Source organism: Clostridioides sp. ZZV15-6597 (genome assembly GCF_020657815.1).
GTDB lineage: Bacteria > Bacillota > Clostridia > Peptostreptococcales > Peptostreptococcaceae > Clostridioides.
In genome coordinates, this window is sequence record NZ_JAGWCT010000258.1 from 1 (window position 1) to 442 (window position 442).

Below are 442 nucleotides of genomic sequence, written 5' to 3' on the forward strand. Positions count from 1 at the left end.
ATGAAAAAAGAAAAGAAAACTTAAAGAGAATTATAAGCCCGGAGGGGTGTGAACTTAGAATGAATAGAAGTATACAAGCAGAAGGAGCTTTCGCTCAAGTAAAACAAAATATGAAATTTAGAAGATTTTTAAGCCGAGGCAAAGAAAATGTTCTATCAGAATGTATTATTGTAGCGATAGCTCATAACATTTCTAGACTACACAATAAAATAGTAAAAAATAAATGTGGAATATATCTTCATCATTTAAAAAAAGTATTCTAAAATTATTATTTACAATCAAATATTATCTGAAAAAATGGTATTTTCATACCTTTATTTGTCATGCATAATTTTACTTACAACATAAACTTTATATAAAATAATTAAAAATATACCTATTAAGGTAAGTAAAAAAGAGCTCTCACAGAACAAATTTAATTTGCTCCTGCGACAGCCCCTTT

1 protein-coding gene is annotated in these 442 nt (G+C 26.7%); it reads left to right on the forward strand.

The window, feature by feature from the left end:
* On the forward strand, positions 1-263 hold a 263-nt coding region (locus tag KGF52_RS21160), incomplete at its 5' end, for a transposase (RefSeq protein WP_227841537.1).
* Positions 264-442 lie beyond the last annotated feature (179 nt).